Source organism: Lachnoanaerobaculum sp. MSX33, from assembly GCF_000512995.1.
In the GTDB taxonomy this organism is placed as follows: Bacteria; Bacillota; Clostridia; order Lachnospirales; family Lachnospiraceae; genus Lachnoanaerobaculum.
The window spans coordinates 37,969-54,642 of the sequence record NZ_AZXX01000084.1; the positions used below are offsets into that span (position 1 = coordinate 37,969).

The following is a 16,674-nucleotide window of genomic DNA, read 5'->3' on the forward strand; positions in this document are numbered from 1 at the left end:
CACTGCCTAACTATACTGTCAAGAAATGATTTTTACAATACAAAAAGAAGCCGTCATTTCCCCGACGGCTTCTTTTAATTTTATCCGACAACTATATTTATAATCTTCTTCGGAACATAAATTTCTTTTCTTATTGTTCCCTCAAGCTTTCCGGCTTCCGATAAAGCCTTCTTACCTGCCTCTATAGCATCTTCCTTGCTTACATTGGCATCAAGCTCAATAACAAGCTTTGTCTTTCCGTTTATCTGAACAGGAACCTCTATTGTATCCACTTCCTTATGGCTCTCATCAAATGTAGGCCACTCAGCATGGAATACCGAGCCTTTTCCACCAAGCTCTTCCCAAAGCTCCTCACCTATATGAGGTGCAAACGGTGCAAGCAATATAGTAAATGCCTTTAAAGTTTCTTTATCCACACCGTTCTTTTTGCTAAGCTCATTAAGCTTATTATTGTACTCCATAAAGCCTGCAATAACTGTATTTAAGCTGAATGCATTAAATCTTTGCTCAATATCCGAGATAAGATTTGCACGTACTCTTAAAAGTTCTCTGTCAGCCTCTACATTCTTATCCTTATTGTCCATTACAAGCTTATAGAACTTATTTAAAAATCTTGATACACCCTCGATACCTCTGTCATCCCAGTCAGCATCAAGCTCAGGCGGACCTACGAAAAGCTCATACATTCTAAGAGCATCACAGCCATAATCACGAACAAGATCATCCGGTGAAACTACATTTCCCTTACTCTTGCTCATCTTCTGTCCGTCACTGCCGTTTATCATACCCTGATTGAAAAGCTTTGTGAAAGGCTCATCAAAATCAACCACACCTATATCATTTAAGAACTTGGTATAGAATCTTGAATAAAGAAGATGAAGTACGGCATGCTCAACGCCACCGATATACATATCTACAGGAAGGTATTTATCCGCCATCTCCTTGCTTACAAGCTCATTATCATTGTGAGGATCCACATATCTTAAGAAATACCAGCTTGAACCTGCCCACTGAGGCATGGTATTTGTCTCACGCTTTGCAGCTGCACCACATACAGGACATGTTGTATTTACCCACTCATCAATAGCTGCAAGCGGTGACTCACCGGTTCCGGTAGGCTGATAGCTCTCAACCTTAGGAAGCTCTAAAGGAAGCTGATCCTCAGGCACAGGTACATTTCCACAATGCGGACAATGTATTATCGGAATAGGCTCTCCCCAGTAACGCTGTCTTGAGAATACCCAGTCACGAAGCTTGTAGTTTGTAGTCTTCTTACCATAACCCTTCTCCTCTATCATCTGCGGAGCTTCAAGCTTTAACTTGGCACTTTCCATACCGTTCCAGTCGCCTGAATTTATCATTGTTCCTACAGCATCTGTGTAGGCTTCTGTCATGTTTTCAATTTCTTTACCGTCTTTTGCTATAACCTGAACTATAGGAAGATCAAATTTCTTTGCAAACTCAAAGTCTCTGTCATCATGTGCAGGTACACACATAATAGCTCCTGTACCATAGTCGGCCAAAACATAGTCCGAAAGCCAGATAGGTGTCTTTGCTCCGTTTAAAGGATTGATTGCGTAAGAGCCTGTAAATACACCTGTCTTTTCCTTTGACTGCATTCTGTCTACATTTGACTTCATAGAGCTGTCAAAGATATACTTCTCTACCGCCTCTCTTGTCTCATCTGTAGCCAGAGTTTTTGCAAGCTCATGCTCAGGTGAAAGTACCATAAAAGTAGCACCGTAAAGAGTATCAGGTCTTGTAGTATAAACAACTATATTCTCATCTCTTCCGTCTACTTTGAAGTTTACCTCTGCACCGTAGCTCTTTCCGATCCAGTCCGACTGCATCTTTTTAACCTTCTCAGGCCAGTCAAGCTTGTCAAGATCATTAAGAAGTCTGTCTGCATATGCTGTTATCTTTAACATCCACTGACGAAGATTCTTCTTTGTAACAGGAGTTCCACATCTCTCACATTTTCCGTCTACTACCTCTTCGTTTGCAAGACCTGTCTTACATGAAGGACACCAGTTGATAGGGAATTCTTTCTCATAGGCAAGGCCTTTTTTGAACATCTGAACAAATATCCACTGTGTCCACTTATAGAAGTTAGGATCTGTAGTATTTACTTCTCTGTCCCAATCATAAAGTGCCGCAATTTCATTTATCTGTCTTTTGATATTAGCTACATTTTCTGCTGTAGACTTAGCAGGATGAACTCCCATCTTTATTGCATAGTTCTCTGCAGGAAGACCGAATGCATCCCAACCCATAGGATGTATTACATAATTACCCTTCAGCACCTGATATCTGCTCCATACATCAGATATTACATATCCTCTCCAGTGTCCTACATGAAGTCCTGAACCTGAAGGATATGGGAACATATCCAAGCAATAGTACTTTGGCTTTTTTCCATCATCAACATTTACAGGGTTTGCTTCCCAGTTTTTCTTCCATTTCTTCTCTATTGCACTATGATTATAATGTGCCATAATCTCTTCCTTTCGCTACCGGTTTAAAGTTGATTAGAGCTTCCCTCCACAAAAGTGAAGTTAAAGCTCTACTCAAAATAAGTTAAATTTTAAAATCTGAATTTGTCCTCAAAATAAGCCTTAAGCTCTGCTATCGGGATTCTTACCTGCTCCATACTGTCTCTATCTCTTACAGTTACAGCATTGTCATTCTCAGAGTCAAAGTCATATGTAATACAGAATGGTGTGCCTATTTCATCCTGTCTACGATATCTCTTACCGATATTTCCTCTGTCATCAAACTCTACATTGTAATACTTTGATAATTCTTCAGATATCTTAAGAGCACCCTCATTAAGCTTCTTTGAAAGCGGCAAAATACCGATCTTAACAGGAGCAAGTGCAGGATGGAAGTGAAGAACTGTTCTTCTATCTCCTCCCTCAAGAGTCTCTTCATCATATGCCGCACAAAGGAATGCTAAAGTAACTCTGTCTGCACCAAGTGAAGGCTCTACTACATATGGAATGTATCTCTCACTTGTCTCATCATCAAAATATGTAAGATCCTGTCCTGAAACTTCCTGATGACGACCAAGGTCATAATCAGTTCTGTCTGCGATTCCCCAAAGCTCACCCCAGCCGAACGGGAATAGGAATTCTATATCTGTTGTAGCATTTGAATAGAAACTAAGCTCCTCTTTGTCATGATCTCTAAGTCTCATCTGATCCTCTTTGATACCGAGAGCTATAAGCCAGTCTCTACAGAAACCTCTCCAATACTCAAACCACTCAAGGTCTGTACCCGGCTTGCAGAAGAACTCAAGCTCCATCTGCTCAAACTCTCTTGTTCTGAATGTGAAGTTACCCGGAGTGATCTCATTTCTGAATGACTTACCGATCTGTCCTATACCGAAAGGTACTTTCTTTCTTGAAGTTCTTTGTACATTCTTAAAGTTTACAAAAATACCCTGTGCCGTCTCGGGTCTTAAATAAACCACATTTTTAGCATCCTCTGTTACGCCCTGGAAGGTCTTGAACATAAGGTTGAACTGACGGATATCTGTAAAATTGTGCTTACCACAGGTTGGACAAGCTATTTCATGCTCATCAATGTACTTTTTCATCTCATCATTTGACCATGCATCCACGCTACCGTCTATAGTAACATTATTTTCCTGCATATAGTCTTCAATGATCTTGTCCGCTCTAAATCTCTCATGACATTCCTTGCAGTCCATAAGAGGATCTGAGAAGCTTCCCAAATGTCCTGATGCTATCCATGTCTGTGGATTCATCAAAATGGCACAGTCAACACCTACATTGTATGGTGACTCCTTTATAAACTTCTGCCACCAGGCAGCTTTAACATTATTCTTTAATTCAACACCCAAGTTACCATAGTCCCAGGTATTTGCAAGACCGCCGTATATCTCTGAACCCGGATATACAAATCCTCTTGATTTAGCCAATGCTATGATTTTTTCCATGCTATATTCCATGAATTTCTCCTTTATTTAAATATAATATAATTAAAGCCATCTACCTTGGCAGTATTATCATCAAACTCGATATCATTTGATACATAGGTGATCTTCCCCTCTGTATACACATCGGCCTTACCGTCTATTAGCGCAATATAATTGCCTTTGATCCCCTCAGGTATCTCTATTGAATCCATCTTTGATACATCAATATCTTTAAGATTGTATACCTCTACAGAATTCAAATCAAAGCTGTTGTCTTGAGTAAACTTTGCAAACTCTTTCATACATTCAAATGAGCTGTATGAAAATACCAGTTTTGCCACATTCTTTTTTATTGCGGCATCTTCAAGTTTTACCTGATTATTTGCATTTAACTTATTAAAGTCTTCTATCTCTGCGTTGGCAAAGCTTTCAAGCTCATCGCTCTTCGCTTCCGTATCTATTTCTTCAACCAAGGCGGACTTTAGTGTGCCGTCCCCGGATATAAATATAGAGCTTTGATCAGGATGGTATGAATATGACTTGTTTCCACCACAGCCTGTCAAAAATAACAGCAACGCTGCAGCCGCCAAATATCCCTTTTTCATGAGCACTCCTCTTCTATATAAATTTATCCGCCCAAAAGCAGTATAACAATTAAACTATGTCAGAATATTCAAATTTTTATTAAGACACTAGAAACAAGTATGCCACAAAAACGGCTCATTTTCAAGGTAGGAGAGATTTTTTATTAACTATTTAAAGCTGCTTTATAAGATTTACCATCTCTATTGCAGACAATGCACAATCATATCCTTTGTTTCCGGCCTTGCTGCCTGCACGTGCAATCGCCTGCTCTATATTCTCAGTAGTGATAATTCCAAATAATACCGGAACTCCTGTTGCAAGCTCAACCTGTGCGATTCCTTTCGCAGATTCATTGCATACCAAATCATAGTGAGAAGTATCTCCACGAATAACTGCGCCTACACAAATGATTGCATCATACTTTTTTGAAACAGCCATTTTTTGTGCCGTTATAGGAATCTCGAAAGCGCCCGGTACCCATGCCGCCGTGATATTCTCTTCTTTAACTCCATGCCTTATAAGGCCGTCAACTGCCCCTCCTAAAAGCTTATTCACAATAATCTCATTGAATCTTGCCGCTACAATACCTACTCTCATTCCCTCAGGTGCTACCAGTTTTCCTTCTACCAAATTGATGTTCTTCATTTTTTTCTCCTTAATAATCAAAATTTTATAAATTTATTTCTTTAAAAATATGTCCCATTTTTTCCTGTTTTGTCTTCATATATTTTATATCGTACTTCTGAGGCCTGATCTCAAGCGGAACTCTTTCTTTGATTTTGATTCCGAATCCGCTAAGTCCGTATACTTTCTCAGGGTTGTTGGTCAAAAGTCTCAAAGACTTTACACCGAGATCTGATAAGATTTGAGCCCCTACCCAATATTCTCTAAGATCCGGGGCAAATCCAAGCTTTACATTGGCCTCTACGGTATCATAACCCTGTTCTTGAAGCGCATATGCCTTTATTTTATTTATCAGGCCAATGCCTCTGCCTTCCTGTCTCATATAAAGAATAATACCTCTGCCCTCAGCTTCCACACGCTTCATAGCTGTCTGAAGCTGCAAACCGCAGTCACATCTTAGAGAACCGAATGCATCCCCTGTCAAACACTCCGAATGTACCCTGCAAAGCACATCTTCTCCGTCTCCTATATCACCTTTTACCAGTGCAATATGATGTTCTCCGGTAATGTCGTTTATATATCCGTGCATTTTAAAATCACCATACTGAGTCGGAAGGTCGGCAACCGCCTCTTCTTTTACATGTTTTTCATGTATTCTTATATAATCCTGTAAATCTCTGATTGTGATAAATGTAAGATTATGTTTTTTTGCCATATCCCAAAGTTCCGGCGTACGCATCATATTTCCGTCTTCCTTCATTACCTCACAACATACACCGCATTCTTTCAAACCGGCAAGTCTCATAAGATCTGTTGTAGCTTCAGTATGACCGTTACGAACCAAAACTCCTCCTCTTCTTGCAATAAGCGGAAATACATGTCCCGGTCTTCTAAAATCTGTCGGTTTTGCATTCTCATCCACACATTTCATAATAGTAAAGGCTCGCTCCGTTGCCGAAATACCTGTAGTTGTATCTACATGATCAATCACAACCGTAAATGCAGTACTGTGATTGTCGGTATTTTCTGCAACCATTGGAGGAAAGTTAAGTCTTTCGGCAATTTCTTCACTCATTGGTGTACATATAAGTCCCTTTGCATAGGTCGCCATAAAGTTAATATTTTTTTGTGTGGCAAATTCCGCCGCGCAAATCATATCGCCCTCATTCTCTCTGTCGGGATCATCCGTAACCAGAATGATTTTTCCTTCTCGCAAATCTTTAAGCGCCTCTTCAACCGTATTGTAGTTATTATTTTGTTCCATAGTATCCTCCTGTTCTAAAACCCGAATTTCTCCAAAAACTCCATTGTAATTTCAGATTCCTTTTTTTCTTTTTTATTTCCAAGTAATCTCTCTACATATTTTCCTATTACATCATTTTCAAGATTAACAATATCTCCCGGCTGTTTTGATAAAAGTGTTGTTTCTTCTCCTGTATGCGGTATTACCGATACTTTAAAACCTGTTTCATCAACTTTTGCCACCGTCAAACTTATTCCGTCAATGCAAACGGAGCCTTTTTCCACAATCAAATTCAGTATTTCATGTGGGGTTTCAATTGACACCCACACGGCATTTTCTTCACGAATCATGGAGCTGATTACCCCGATACCGTCAATATGTCCGCTCACTATATGGCCTCCGAATCTCCCATTTGCGGCCATTGCACGCTCTAGATTTACCTTACTTCCTCTCTTGCAGTTTTTAAAACTGCTTCTTCTGACAGTTTCCGCCATCACATCAGCCTTAAATCCGTCAGGAAATAAAGATGTGACCGTCAAGCACACTCCGTTCACTGCAATGCTGTCACCGATTTTCGTGCCTTCAAGTACTTTCTTTGCTTTCACTTCCAAACTTCCCGATTCCCCTCTTATATTGATATAAGCGATTTCTCCCTGTTCTTCCACTATGCCTGTAAACATTATTCCTCCCCTGCTTTTTCATACAATTTACATGTGATTTTGATATCTTCACCGATTTGACAAATATCGATATATTTCAGTCTCACAGCCTCCGAAGGAAGATTTACACCGATACCCTCTATAGGAGTTTTGCTGTTTACACCTCCGAATAATTTCGGTGCTATAAAAGCCTGTACTTCTTTTACGATTCCCGCTCTTACGGCACTTTCATTTAATGTGCCCCCACCTTCCAAAAGAATACTGTCAATACCTTCATTTCCAAGATATATCATCAGTTTTTTAAGATCTATTTGATTTCTCTCATCAGGACAATATAATGTCTCCACCCCTAAGGAATGTAATCTTTCTAATTTTTCCTGAATATTTTGTGAATCCGCATATATCACTATTGTTCTTTGATTAAAAGCGGTTTTTACAATTTGACTGTCTTCTTTGATCCTGAGCTTACTGTCACATATAATTCGTACAGGGCTTTTCTTATCCTTTACTCTGACATTTAACATCGGATCGTCTGCAAGTACCGTTCCTATCCCGACCATAATACCCATATACCTATGGCGCATATGCTGTACTTCCTCTCTTGCCTCTTTTCCGGTAATCCATTTTGATTCTCCTGTTTTTGTAGCTATCTTTCCGTCCAGGGTCATGGCATACTTCATCACCACATAGGGCATTTTGGTCCTAATATAGTGAAAGAATATGGGATTTAATTTGTCACACTCTTCTCTCAAAAAGTCCTCCTCTACACTAATCCCGGCCTCTTTTAAGATTTGTACACCTTTTCCTGACACTTTTGGATTCGGATCTTTAGAACCTATTACAACTTTTCCGATTTCGTGCTCAATGATTGCCTGTGTACATGGCGGAGTCTTACCATAGTGACAACAGGGCTCCATTGTCACATACATTGTTGCCCCTTTTGCAGATTCTTTAAGCGATGCAAAAGCATTTCTTTCCGCATGAAGCTCACCGTATTTTTTGTGATAACCTTCTCCGATTATCCTTCCATCTTTAACAATCACAGCACCTACCATGGGATTGGGATTTGTCCATCCTTCTCCTTTTTTTGCCAGACTGATTGCTCTGAGCATATATTCTTTATCAGTCAACTCTATCCCTTCTTTCTTTTTAGAGATTTGGGTATAAAAAATCCCCTGAAAATATTTCCAGGGATGGTGACAACTGTTATTTATGCCGTATAAATATATTAAAAAGGCTCTGAAATGGTTCACCATCTCAGAGCCTTGATACTACATACATTTATCTGCAAATTAACCGTATCAAAATCTTCTTTCATCCAGACTGTACTGTCGGCTCCGGAATCTCACCGGATCATGCCATAGGCTCGCGGGCTTTACCGCCGGTAGGGACTTTCACCCTGCCCTGAAGATATCTTTTTCTTAATCATAATACTTAATTTGGGGTTTGTAAAGTGTGTATTTTTGCTTTGTTAGAACCCATATCCATTTACCAATATATCCATAAATGATATTTTTGATTTTGTCATATCATCATATTGATCTTCTAAAAAAATTATCCTATCAAAATTTTTTGCGGGTTCTTCTAAAATATTACATCCACCGTTCCACAATTTTTTAATAATTTCTTGATGCTCTTCATTACCTACATCTTCAAACTCAAAAGCAGGATTTTCAATACCACACTCCACTCTTAACAGTTCTTTAAATCCGCTCTCATTAACCATTCTTATCCTTTTTATAGTATCAGGATCAAATAAACCTGCAACAACGACACACCTATAATTATCTACACTAAATGTTCCGCCACAATAATAATTTTGGGTTAATATACTTTGATTGATCTCTGACATAATCCTATCCTCTTTTTTATAGCTATATAAATAATCCACTACTCCATTAGCCATGTTCTTCATTAAATCAGCAAACTTAAAAGCTGCAACATTTAGTATATTCTCATTTGAATTTTTTTCTTTTTTATAATTTTCCAAGAAAATTTCAAGGTCTATATTACCTCTTCTCCTAAATATATCTGTTGTAATAACTTCACTATAACTCTCCTTTTTAGGTGACAGAACTACACCTCTATTATTTGCCCCAACCATCTGTTTTTCATAATTTAGGTGATAATAAGATTCATTTAAATGTGTATCATAATACAAGTTACTTATATATAATTGAGTAAATTGTATATATGACTTATCCGGTAAATCCTTGTATACATCATCTATCAAATATTTTATGCTTCCAAATAATGTGGCCAACCCCAGTAAATTATTACTCCGCCTTACAAGATAATTATAATTATTCTCATCTCCAACATCTCCATATAATAATATATCACTATTCTTTTGTAACAGTTCTATGGTTTCGCTGTATAATATGTTTATATACTCCCTTGCCCGCTTGCTGCTCAAAGTGTATATAGCCTGATATACAGGATAATTTGAAGGATTTTCAACCGGCTTTATCATAGAGTTTAATAGCTTCTCAAGATTATCACCCTCATTCTCCATGCTTAATTTTAGAATATATTCTGCTATAAATTCTTTGGTCGCTTTTTCCTTTGGAGTTTTTAAAAATACCTTATCAAAATTCTTGTTTGCAAGTTCTATAATGAATTCCTCTTCATTACATTCTTTCAAAGAAGTATATGTGTCCGATAACTCCTGTGGTGAAAATCCCAATCTTTTCATTTCATTTATTTCATTATCTGTCATTTCGGTACTCAGTGCATCATAACTGTCAAAATTATCCCCTGCCACAGAACTGTACTCTATATGTTTTGTATCAACTTCATATGCGAATTTATTATTTTTATTTTGGCAACCGCATAAAATAACCAGCATTAAACCTGCGAGGTAAAATATACTTCTTTTCATTGCTTCTCCTCCTATTATCAACTTCTAATCAAATAATATTAGCTTAAATGCCCTTTCTTACATCTAACTTTATTATACTTTTTATATAAATTATGTAAACCCGAAATACTTATTATAATTTTATTTTACTCTTTCTCTAACTATAGATTTCCCCTGTATCTTTTTCCATACAAAAAACAGGGACTTTCATCCCTGTTTTTCATTTATTTATTATCTATTATTTCAACAACTCTCCCATTGTATGCCAGCCAAGTACTGCACATTTTACTCGTGCAGGCATATGAGAGATATCTCTAAGGGCTCCGGCCTCATCAAGTTCCTCTATCTCTTCCTCGCTCGCTTCTCCCTTTATCATACGGAAGAACATATCTGAAAGTCTGATAGCTTCATCCTTTTCAAGACCTATTACCATATCAAGCATTATATCTGCTGAAGCCTGTGATATGGCACATCCGTCTCCTACGAAAGCTCCGTCTTCTATGATGCCTTCATCGTTTACTTTAAGCTTTAAAGTGATATGATCGCCACAGCTTGGATTGACACCGTCCAGTATAAGATTGGCATCTGCAAGATCATGTTTATGATAAGGTCTTAAATTATGCTCTGTCAGAATTTCATTATAAAAGGCTCTGTTCTCACTCATCGTATCCCATCTCCTTTCTTATCTCTAAAAGAGCAGCTGAAAGTGCATCTATCTCTTCCTTTGTGTTATAGAAAGAAAGACTTGCTCTTGTGGTTGAACTTATTTTTAAATGTTGTAAAAGCGGCTGTGCACAGTGATGTCCGGCTCTTACCGCAATACCCTTTGAATCAAGTATCGTTGATACATCATGCGGATGTACTCCATCCAGTATAAAGTTAATTATACCGCTATGCTTAGCAGGATCTTTTGAACCAAGTATTCTTATATACTTATTCTTTGAAAGAACCTCCATAGCATACTCACTAAGTTCTCTTTCGACACTCTCTATTTTCTCATAGCCTATGCTCTCTATATAGTCGATAGCTGCTGCAAGTCCTACAGCACCTTCCGCATTTACCGTACCTGCTTCAAATTTATGAGGTAATGGCGCAAATGTAGCTTTTTCTCTGGTAACATACTCTATCATCTCTCCACCGCTAAGGAACGGAGGCATGGCATCAAGTAATTCCTTCTTACCGTAGAGTACACCGATACCCATTGGTCCGCAAAGCTTATGACCTGAGAATGCAAAGAAGTCCGCATCCAGTGCTCTTACATCTATTTTCTTATGAGGTATGCTCTGTGCACCGTCAACCACTACTACAGCTCCCACACTATGAGCTTTTTCAATAATATACTCTATAGGTGTAGGTATTCCAAGTACATTTGATATCTGTGTACAAGCTACCAACTTTGTATTTTCATTTATTTTAGAATCTATTTCAGCCTTTGTGATCTCACCGTCTTCCTCACAGTCAAGGAATACAAGCTTGGCTCCTGTAGTTCTTGCCACCATCTGCCATGGAAGCATATTTGAATGATGTTCAAGTATACTTACAACTATCTCATCACCGGCCTTTATATTGTTCAATCCGTAGCTGTATGCCACAAGGTTTAAACTCTCTGATGCATTTCTGGTAAAGATTATCTCTTCACTTCCGGCTGCATTTATGAACTTTGCCACTTTGCTTCTGGCATTCTCATAGTCCTGCGTAGCTTCAACACTGAGCTTATATACTCCTCTTAAAGGGTTGGCATTGTGATGCTTATAAAAATCATTCATCGCATCCAGTACTGCCTGTGGTCTCTGTGATGTAGCCGCATTGTCCATGTAAATAACATCGTCGGATGCTAAAAGCGGAAAATCATTTCTGTATATACTCTTACTCATCTTCACTGCCTCCAAGATAAAGATTTACCTTTTCTTCAAGTTCAGCATTTTCAAGCTTCTTGCTGATAGCATCTATTCTGGCTCTTGCCACCATCTTTGTAACACTTTCCTTGTCCATGCCTCTTGATGTGAGGTAGAAAAGCATCTCCTCATCAAGGTTTCCTATGGAAGCACCATGTGTTCCCACTACATCTTCCTCGGCACAGAGTATTACAGGTATACTCTGATTGTGGATATTCTGACCTAAAAGAAGTACATCCTCACTCTCTTCACCGATTGCATCCTTTGCACCTCTCTTAAAGTCAATAGTACCTCTTAGAAGCTTCTTTGAATTGTCATTAAGTACTCCCGAGGTTATCATTTTGCAATTACTTGACTTTCCTATATGATCCGCCACATAGTTAAGATCTATCTGCTCCTCGGCCTTACCATAGTAGCCAAGATCTGATATAAACTCACTTCTTTTACCTACCAGACTTGCTCTGGCACCTGCAAATATCTTCTCTCCGCCAAGTAAGAGCTGTACAAGCTCGAATGAAGCGTCTTTTTCAACCTTTGCACCAATATCATTGAGTGAAATATCACTGTCTGACTGAAGTCCTACCTGGTACAATTTTACCTTTGCATCTTTCTCAGCAATAACGAATGTCTGTACCGCCAAAGCACCGGTATTCTCCTCATTTGAAGAGTAATCCATCCATACATTGGCTTCACTGCCTTCCGCCGCATAGATATATACTCTTACCTTTGACAGGCTTTCCTTATCTCTGCATATATTTATATGGCTGTTTGACTTTTCACCTGCAAGAGTATTTATAATAATATCTTCACTTTCAGAGTCACAAAGCTCTGTCATATTTGCTCCCATTCCTGTAGGAAGGGCTTTCATAGCTTCAATAATCTCTTTTGAAAGTTCAATGTTTGCATTTTCAGTTAAAACTTTTATATTTGCACTGCCTGTTTCACTTGGTATAGAAACAGCAGTCTCATTCATCTTTAGCCATCTCCAGGTAAGAACCGGTATTCTGTTTAAAGTAATATCTCTCATTAACCAATACTTCCTTTCATTTCTAATTGAATGAGATTATTCATCTCCACCGCATACTCAAGCGGCAATTCTTTGGATACATTGTCGGCAAATCCACTTACAATCATTGCCTTTGCATCTTCTTCACTGATACCTCTGTTCATCAGATAGAATACCGCATCATCACTGATTCTGCCTATTCTTGCCTCATGACCTATATCGGCATCAGCACATCTGATATCCATAGCAGGCACTGTATCCGAGCGTGATATATCATCAAGCATCAAAGACTCACATGATACTGCAGACTTTGAATTCTTTGCCTTTTCAGATACCACTACGGCATTTCTGAATGTAGATATACCGCCACCCTTTGAAATTGATTTTGTATTGATAAATGAGGATGTATCAGGTGCCGCATGTACTACCTTTGAACCTGTATCAAGATTTTGTCCTGCACCTGCGAATGTAATTCCTGTGAACTCCATTCTTGCACCTCTACCCTTTAAAATACTCATAGGATAAAGATATGATACATGTGAACCGAATGAACCTGAAACCCATTCAATTCTTCCGCCCTCTTCCACAACAGCTCTCTTTGTGTTGAGATTGTACATATTCTTTGACCAGTTCTCAATTGTTGAATATCTGAGTCTTGCATTCTTTCCTACATACAACTCCACACATCCTGCGTGAAGATTGGCTACATTATACTTCGGTGCCGAACATCCTTCGATAAAGTGAAGGTCCGCACCCTCATCTACGATAATAAGTGTATGCTCAAACTGTCCTGCACCCTTTGCATTAAGTCTGAAATATGACTGCAAAGGAATATCAAGATGAACACCCTTCGGTACATATACAAATGAACCGCCTGACCATACCGCACCATGTAATGCTGCAAACTTATGATCGTTCGGCTTTACAAGCTTCATGAAGTGCTTTTGTATCATATCTGCATATTCACCATGCATTGCACTCTCAAGATCCGTATATACAACGCCCATCTGTGAAACTTCATCTCTTACATTGTGGTATACAAGCTCTGAGTCATACTGTGCACCTACACCTGCCAAAGATTTTCTCTCCGCCTGTGGAATACCGAGCTTTTCAAATGTATCTTTGATATCCTCAGGAACATCGGACCACTTGCCGCTCATCTTTGTATTAGGTCTTACATAAGTAACAATATTGTCAATATCAAGACCTTCTATAGACGGACCCCATGGCGGAACTTCCATCTGATTATATATTTGTAATGCCTGCAATCTGAAATTCTGCATCCAGGCAGGATCGTTCTTTTCTTTTGAAATTTGAGACACCAACTCAGGTGTAAGACCTGCAGCTATCTTGAAGTTGTCCTTGTCTTCATTTCTGAAGTCATACATACTTCTGTTAATGTCTTCTACATATGTCTTTTCCTTCATTATTTGCTCTCCTGAATATACTTTTCAAATCCATGCTCATTGATTTCATCAACCAAAGAAGCATCTCCTGTCTTTATGATTTTTCCGTCTACCATAATATGTGTATAGTCAACCTTTAATGACTCCAGTATTCTTGTACTGTGAGTAATTATAAGGAGAGCACCGTCTTTTTTCTTCTGGTATTCCTTGATACCGGCTGAAACCGTTCTTACAGCATCCACGTCAAGTCCTGAATCTGTCTCATCAAGTATTGCAAGCTTCGGTGAAAGCATAAGAAGCTGTAATATCTCGGCTTTTTTCTTCTCACCGCCTGAAAATCCTACATTTAAGGCTCTGTTTGCATACTCGCTGTCCATGTTCAAAACTTCCATGTCCTTTGCAAGGTCTTTTTTAAACTGCATCATCTTTACTCTCTTGCCGCTTACAGACTCTACAGCATTTCTGATAAAACTGCTGAGTGGAAGTCCCGGTACCTCAAGAGGATTCTGGAATGATAAGAACATTCCCGCCTTTGCACGTTTGTCAGCCTCGTCTTCAGTTATATTTTTACCGTCAAATATGACTTCTCCGCTGTTTACAACATATCTCGGATTTCCCATAAGAGCATAGCCGAGAGTTGACTTACCTGCTCCGTTCGGTCCCATAAGTACATGTGTTTCGCCTTTTTTAATTTCTATATTTACTCCATGAAGAATTTCTTTTAAATTCTCATCATCTTCTATGGAAACTGTTAAATTATTTACATTTAATAATGACATTGATCTTTCCTTTCACCTCTCCCTTGAGCTTAGGGGTAATCTATAATAGAAAACTAGTATTCTATTAAGTATATTGGAATTTTAAAGCTTAATTCCCAGTAAGTCAATAGGAATTAAAAAAAAGCCCTTAAAAAAGGGCTTTTAAATGCTTATGTATTTAATTTTGTACAATATTTTTATACTATTCCCTGTGAGATCATTGCGTTTGCAACCTTCTCAAATCCGGCAATATTGGCACCTGCCACATAGTTGCCTTCCTGACCGTATCTCTTAGCCGCATCGTCAACCTTTGTAAAGATATCCTTCATGATGCCTTTAAGCTTCTCATCAACTTCCTCAAATGACCATGAAAGTCTCATAGCGTTCTGGCTCTGCTCAAGACCTGAAACGGAAACACCTCCTGCATTTGAAGCCTTACCCGGCATAAAGAGTACTCCGTTGTCCTGAAGATACTTTGTTGCCTCAAGAGTTGTAGGCATGTTTGCACCCTCTGCTACCGCAAAGCATCCGTTAGCTACAAGCGCCTTTGCTCCGTCAAGATCAAGCTCGTTTTGAGTAGCACATGGAAGATAGATATCACATTTGATATTCCAGATACCCTTGCCTTGTGTATACTTAGCAGAAGGTACTCTGTTTGCATACTCTGATATTCTCTGTCTCTTAACTTCCTTGATATCCTTAACAATATCTACCTGTATACCGTTCTCATCATATACATAACCGTTTGAATCGCAGAGTGCAACAACCTTTGCTCCAAGCTGCTGAGCCTTTTGTATTGCATAGATTGCAACATTTCCTGAACCTGTAACTACAACTGTCTTTCCTGCAAGTTCCTTGTTGTTTGCCTTAAGCATCTCATCAAGAATATATACAAGACCGTAACCTGTAGCCTCTGTTCTTGCTAAAGAACCTCCGAAAGGAATTCCCTTTCCTGTAAGAACACCCTCAAACAATGTTGTAAGTCTCTTGTACTGACCGAAAAGGTAACCGATCTCTCTACCGCCTACACCGATATCACCTGCAGGTACATCTGTGTCTTTTCCGATATGCTTATAAAGCTCGTTCATAAAGCTCTGGCAGAATGCCATTACTTCTCTGTCTGATTTTCCCTTAGGATCAAAGTTTGAACCGCCTTTTCCTCCACCCATAGGAAGACCTGTAAGTGAGTTTTTAAGTACCTGCTCAAATCCGAGGAATTTAAGTATTGACTGGTTTACTGTAGGATGGAAACGAAGTCCTCCCTTGTAAGCACCTATTGCATTGTTGAACTGTACACGATATCCCTTGTTTACCTGTACATTTCCATTGTCATCAACCCATGGAACTCTGAATGAAATAATTCTCTCAGGCTCTACAAGTCTCTCTAAGATACCGTTCTTTCTGTAAAGCTCCTCATTTGCATCAACAACAAGCTTTAATGACTCCAAAACTTCCTTAACAGCCTGATGAAACTCCGGCTCATTCGGGTTTGCAGCTACAACCTTCTCTAAAATCTCTTCTACGTATGACATAATTCTTACCTCCTAGGCTTTGTCGGTACTTTGAATACTCAAAATACTCCTGACGTTCAACTCTTAAATAAACGGTTGAATCTTAAATATATATAAAAAGGCAAAGACTCCCTACATAGGCGTCTTTGCCGAACACAAGTCATTTTAGCAGAATTTCTTCAAATGT

14 protein-coding genes and 1 riboswitch are annotated in these 16,674 nt (G+C 38.8%); all 14 genes read right to left on the reverse strand.

Features of this window, described 5'->3' with window-relative positions; translation table 11 throughout:
• Positions 1 to 80: 80 nt before the first annotated feature.
• Positions 81 to 2,495, reverse strand: a complete 2,415-nt coding sequence (gene leuS / locus HMPREF1495_RS09635; protein WP_034214284.1) for a leucine--tRNA ligase — start codon at positions 2,493 to 2,495, stop codon at positions 81 to 83.
• Positions 2,496 to 2,584: 89 nt separating this feature from the next.
• Positions 2,585 to 3,973, reverse strand: a complete 1,389-nt coding sequence (locus HMPREF1495_RS09640) for a glycine--tRNA ligase (RefSeq protein WP_034214286.1) — start codon at positions 3,971 to 3,973, stop codon at positions 2,585 to 2,587.
• Between the two features lie 11 nt (positions 3,974 to 3,984).
• Positions 3,985 to 4,545 carry a hypothetical protein gene (locus tag HMPREF1495_RS09645; protein WP_051402824.1) on the reverse strand — a complete coding sequence of 187 codons (561 nt, stop codon included), beginning with the start codon at positions 4,543 to 4,545 and terminating at the stop codon, positions 3,985 to 3,987.
• 151 nt (positions 4,546 to 4,696) lie between these two features.
• On the reverse strand, positions 4,697 to 5,170 hold the full coding sequence (gene ribH, locus HMPREF1495_RS09650; protein WP_034214288.1) for a 6,7-dimethyl-8-ribityllumazine synthase: 474 nt from the start codon (positions 5,168 to 5,170) through the stop codon (positions 4,697 to 4,699).
• Between the two features lie 25 nt (positions 5,171 to 5,195).
• Positions 5,196 to 6,413, reverse strand: a complete 1,218-nt coding sequence (locus tag HMPREF1495_RS09655) for a bifunctional 3,4-dihydroxy-2-butanone-4-phosphate synthase/GTP cyclohydrolase II (RefSeq protein WP_034214289.1) — start codon at positions 6,411 to 6,413, stop codon at positions 5,196 to 5,198.
• A gap of 14 nt (positions 6,414 to 6,427) precedes the next feature.
• Positions 6,428 to 7,072 carry a riboflavin synthase gene (ribE, locus tag HMPREF1495_RS09660; protein WP_034214290.1) on the reverse strand — a complete coding sequence of 215 codons (645 nt, stop codon included), beginning with the start codon at positions 7,070 to 7,072 and terminating at the stop codon, positions 6,428 to 6,430.
• Complete coding sequence (gene ribD, locus HMPREF1495_RS09665; protein WP_034214291.1) at positions 7,072 to 8,181, reverse strand: bifunctional diaminohydroxyphosphoribosylaminopyrimidine deaminase/5-amino-6-(5-phosphoribosylamino)uracil reductase RibD; 1,110 nt, start codon at positions 8,179 to 8,181, stop codon at positions 7,072 to 7,074. Before ribD ends, ribE begins: the two co-directional genes overlap by 1 nt.
• A gap of 172 nt (positions 8,182 to 8,353) precedes the next feature.
• Positions 8,354 to 8,467, reverse strand: a riboswitch (FMN riboswitch).
• Positions 8,468 to 8,522: 55 nt separating this feature from the next.
• Positions 8,523 to 9,770 (reverse strand): hypothetical protein, encoded by a 1,248-nt coding sequence (locus HMPREF1495_RS09670; RefSeq protein ID WP_156912994.1) that lies wholly within the window; start codon positions 9,768 to 9,770, stop codon positions 8,523 to 8,525.
• A gap of 379 nt (positions 9,771 to 10,149) precedes the next feature.
• The gene (gene sufU / locus HMPREF1495_RS09675; protein WP_034214294.1) at positions 10,150 to 10,575 is read right to left on the reverse strand and encodes a Fe-S cluster assembly sulfur transfer protein SufU; all 426 of its coding nucleotides are present in this window, start codon (positions 10,573 to 10,575) and stop codon (positions 10,150 to 10,152) included.
• Entirely contained in the window at positions 10,568 to 11,785 is a 1,218-nt protein-coding gene (locus tag HMPREF1495_RS09680) for an aminotransferase class V-fold PLP-dependent enzyme (protein WP_034214296.1), read from the reverse strand. The genes sufU and HMPREF1495_RS09680 overlap by 8 nt, the downstream gene beginning before the upstream one ends.
• The gene (locus HMPREF1495_RS09685; protein ID WP_034214298.1) at positions 11,778 to 12,833 is read right to left on the reverse strand and encodes a SufB/SufD family protein; all 1,056 of its coding nucleotides are present in this window, start codon (positions 12,831 to 12,833) and stop codon (positions 11,778 to 11,780) included. Before HMPREF1495_RS09685 ends, HMPREF1495_RS09680 begins: the two co-directional genes overlap by 8 nt.
• Positions 12,833 to 14,239 carry a Fe-S cluster assembly protein SufB gene (gene sufB, locus HMPREF1495_RS09690; RefSeq protein WP_034214299.1) on the reverse strand — a complete coding sequence of 469 codons (1,407 nt, stop codon included), beginning with the start codon at positions 14,237 to 14,239 and terminating at the stop codon, positions 12,833 to 12,835. Before sufB ends, HMPREF1495_RS09685 begins: the two co-directional genes overlap by 1 nt.
• On the reverse strand, positions 14,239 to 14,997 hold the full coding sequence (sufC, locus tag HMPREF1495_RS09695; RefSeq protein WP_034214300.1) for a Fe-S cluster assembly ATPase SufC: 759 nt from the start codon (positions 14,995 to 14,997) through the stop codon (positions 14,239 to 14,241). Before sufC ends, sufB begins: the two co-directional genes overlap by 1 nt.
• Positions 14,998 to 15,173: 176 nt before the next feature.
• A complete protein-coding gene (gene gdhA / locus HMPREF1495_RS09700; RefSeq protein WP_034214301.1) occupies positions 15,174 to 16,508 on the reverse strand; it encodes an NADP-specific glutamate dehydrogenase in 1,335 nt (444 codons plus the stop codon).
• Positions 16,509 to 16,674 lie beyond the last annotated feature (166 nt).

Coding starts and splice junctions, on each gene's coding strand:
- leuS (WP_034214284.1), bottom strand. CDS start 2,495: ATGGCACATTATAATCATAGTGCAATAGAGAAGAAATGGAAGAAAAAC.
- HMPREF1495_RS09640 (WP_034214286.1), bottom strand. CDS start 3,973: ATGGAATATAGCATGGAAAAAATCATAGCATTGGCTAAATCAAGAGGA.
- HMPREF1495_RS09645 (WP_051402824.1), bottom strand. CDS start 4,545: ATGAAAAAGGGATATTTGGCGGCTGCAGCGTTGCTGTTATTTTTGACA.
- ribH (WP_034214288.1), bottom strand. CDS start 5,170: ATGAAGAACATCAATTTGGTAGAAGGAAAACTGGTAGCACCTGAGGGA.
- HMPREF1495_RS09655 (WP_034214289.1), bottom strand. CDS start 6,413: ATGGAACAAAATAATAACTACAATACGGTTGAAGAGGCGCTTAAAGAT.
- ribE (WP_034214290.1), bottom strand. CDS start 7,072: ATGTTTACAGGCATAGTGGAAGAACAGGGAGAAATCGCTTATATCAAT.
- HMPREF1495_RS09670 (WP_156912994.1), bottom strand. CDS start 9,770: ATGACAGATAATGAAATAAATGAAATGAAAAGATTGGGATTTTCACCA.
- sufU (WP_034214294.1), bottom strand. CDS start 10,575: ATGAGTGAGAACAGAGCCTTTTATAATGAAATTCTGACAGAGCATAAT.
- HMPREF1495_RS09680 (WP_034214296.1), bottom strand. CDS start 11,785: ATGAGTAAGAGTATATACAGAAATGATTTTCCGCTTTTAGCATCCGAC.
- HMPREF1495_RS09685 (WP_034214298.1), bottom strand. CDS start 12,833: ATGAGAGATATTACTTTAAACAGAATACCGGTTCTTACCTGGAGATGG.
- sufB (WP_034214299.1), bottom strand. CDS start 14,239: ATGAAGGAAAAGACATATGTAGAAGACATTAACAGAAGTATGTATGAC.
- sufC (WP_034214300.1), bottom strand. CDS start 14,997: ATGTCATTATTAAATGTAAATAATTTAACAGTTTCCATAGAAGATGAT.
- gdhA (WP_034214301.1), bottom strand. CDS start 16,508: ATGTCATACGTAGAAGAGATTTTAGAGAAGGTTGTAGCTGCAAACCCG.